We start from the raw sequence: 2,691 nt of genomic DNA, 5'->3' as shown, positions 1-2,691 counted from the left end.
CCACTGAGGGTCGGCGGCGGAGATGACCTGCACCCCAACATGATCTACCAGGCAGCCCCGAGGCCCGGCATCCGGGTTACGAAACAGCCTTTAGTGCTCACAGCCCGTCCCCGCCTCCGGCATGCGTCGCGTATGCACTCCATGCGCGGGGTGTGAAGCCCGGGGGGAAGCCCAAGGGTCGGTGATCCATCCACAGGCTACAGGCAAGGGGAAGGCCGGAAGGGTGAATAAGGTGAAGCCTCGATGGAAGCCTCGTTAAGAAAGAACGCCGGTGATGGGATGCTGATACGGCGGTTAGGGCCTGCCGTTGAGAAACGGCGGTGGCAGCCGGGGGTATGTGCTTGGCTGCACGAGCACCACGGCTCCGGGGTAGAGAGGACACCCGACACCGGTCGCATCTCACACGTGCGGAACGCGGAAACCTCGCTACGGTCCGGGGAAGTTGACCTGTCCCCGGTAAGCCGACCGTAAGGGGGGCTGAATCCCGTGGCGAGACAGGATGGCTCGAGAAGCGAACGGCGGCATGTCGAAAGACAACAGGAAAGCGGGCGCAGGTGGCTGGACCTCCACCCGGCCGTATCCGTATAACTGGCCGCATACCAGGCTTGGTGCCTGGGTTCCGAAAGGAAGCTGACGCGAGCCGGGTAGCCCTTTGAACGAGTCGATGCCCATGAACCGCCAGAATCCGAGGAGCATGTTAGGCGCCATGGAGAAAGATATGACCACCACCACCGTCGATATGGCGGCGGTCGGCGTGTCCCACGCCATGGTGAACGGATCCGAGGAGCCACTCGACTGGGACGCTATTGACTGGCGGACTGAGGAGAACAAGGTACGGCGGCTACGGCAGAGGATCTTCAAGGCGGCGCAGGCAGGCGACTGGAAACAGACACGCAACCTGCAGAAGCTCATGCTGCGCAGCCGAGCCAACACGCTGGTCAGCGTGCGGCAGGTGAGCCAGCGCAACACCGGCCGCCGTGCCGGTGGTGTCGACGGGCGGGTTGCCCTGACCTCCCGGAGCCGAGCCGAACTGGCGATCTTCCTGCATCGCCAGACCACACTTGGCCGGGCGCTGCCGGTACGGCGGGTGTACATACCGAAAAGAGGCGGAAAACAACGCCCAATCGGGATTCCTGTCATCGCTGACCGCGCCCAGCAGCAGCGGGTGCGTAACGCGCTGGAACCCGAGTGGGAAGCTCGGCTGGACGCCAGACAGTACGGCTTCCGACCGGGCCGCGGCTGCCACGACGCGATCGAAATGATCTGGAAAGTTGCACGCGGGAGAAACACCCGCGGCTGGGTCCTCGACGCGGACCTGGAAGCCGCATTCGACCGACTCGACCACAACCACCTACTCGAAAAGCTCGACGGCTTCCCCGCACGGGAACAGGTCCGGGCCTGGCTGAAGGCAGGTGTGGTCGACAAGGGCCGGTACACCCCGACCAAGAAAGGAGCTCCACAAGGCGGGGTAATCTCACCGTTGCTCTTGAATATAGCACTCCAGGGCATCGAGGAAGCCGCCGGGACCAGGCACAAGAAGAACGGAGACACGCAACGGGGAACCCCTGCCGTGATCGTCTACGCAGACGACCTGGTGGCTTTGTGCCACAGCCGCGAGCAGGCCGACCTGGTCCAGGAACGACTCACAGCATGGCTGGCACCGAAAGGTCTCCGCTTCAACCCGGCGAAGACCCGCATCGTGGCCATTGAAGACGGGTTCGATTTCCTGTCCTTCAACGTCCGGCGGTATCACACCGCCGACGGCCCGAAGCTGCTGATCAAGCCCAGCAAGGAGTCGCTGGTCACCATCCGGCGACGGCTGAAGACTGAGATCCACACCCTGCGCGGCCATCCGGCAGCCGACGTGGTCAACCGCCTCAACCCAATCATCCGGGGACAAGCGGCCTACTACCGCACCGGAGTATCGAAGGTGACCTTCGCCGCCCTCGATCACTGGCTATGGAACCGGCTCCACAGCTGGGCCCGCCGCCAGCACCAGCGGAAAAACCGCAGGTGGGTCGCGCGACGCTACTTCGGCCGCCACCACCCGTCCAGGAACGACAAGTGGGTCTTCGGCGACCCGAAAACCGGCGCCTACCTCCACCGATACTCCTGGACACCGATCGTCCGGCACGTCCCCGTGGCGGGCCGGTCGTCTCCCGACGACCCCGCCCTGGCCCGGTACTGGGCCGACCGGCGCAGCCGGCACAACCGCCGTCACCCGCCGCTGGCCCCGACCACCCAACGCGCTCTGCGCACCCAAACCGGGCGGTGCGCCCGCTGCGGGGACTTCCTGCTCCACACCGGGGACCCACCCGACTCCCCCCACCAGTGGGAGGCGTGGTTCCGTGCCACCCGCACCGCGATCACCCGAACGGCGATCCCGGTGCCCGGCACCCCCGGCCCGGCCGGCGATCGACCCCGCCTCGTACACGCCAGCTGCCACCGCCGCCAACCAACCGGCGAGACAGCCGACACGGACAGCAACCTGTAGGGCCTGCCCGCCCACGCGGGCCGCTTGAGCCCGGTGCCGCGACGAGTGGCACGCCGGGTTCTGAAGGGGCGGGGGCGCAGCAATGCGCCCCCGCTACCTGACGACTGCGCGGTGACGCTGCGGCGGTTGTACTGGTTCTTCGTCCTGGAGGTCGGCTCCCGCTCCGTCCACATCCTCGGGGTCACCGCCCACCCCGA

At 66.3% G+C, this 2,691-nt stretch carries 1 protein-coding gene and 1 pseudogene; both read left to right on the top strand.

Annotated features, from left to right (window positions below):
- Positions 1-652: 652 nt before the first annotated feature.
- On the top strand, positions 653-2,494 hold the full coding sequence (locus B056_RS0109085) for a reverse transcriptase domain-containing protein (RefSeq protein ID WP_230202912.1): 1,842 nt from the start codon (positions 653-655) through the stop codon (positions 2,492-2,494).
- A gap of 102 nt (positions 2,495-2,596) precedes the next feature.
- Positions 2,597-2,691: pseudogene (locus tag B056_RS44275) on the top strand (integrase core domain-containing protein); the annotation flags it as partial.

The sequence above is a fragment of the Parafrankia discariae genome (assembly GCF_000373365.1).
GTDB lineage: Bacteria > Actinomycetota > Actinomycetes > Frankiales > Frankiaceae > Parafrankia > Parafrankia discariae.
Note: the sequence above shows the minus strand (reverse complement) of the source record. Positions and strands in the feature narration are given on the sequence as shown.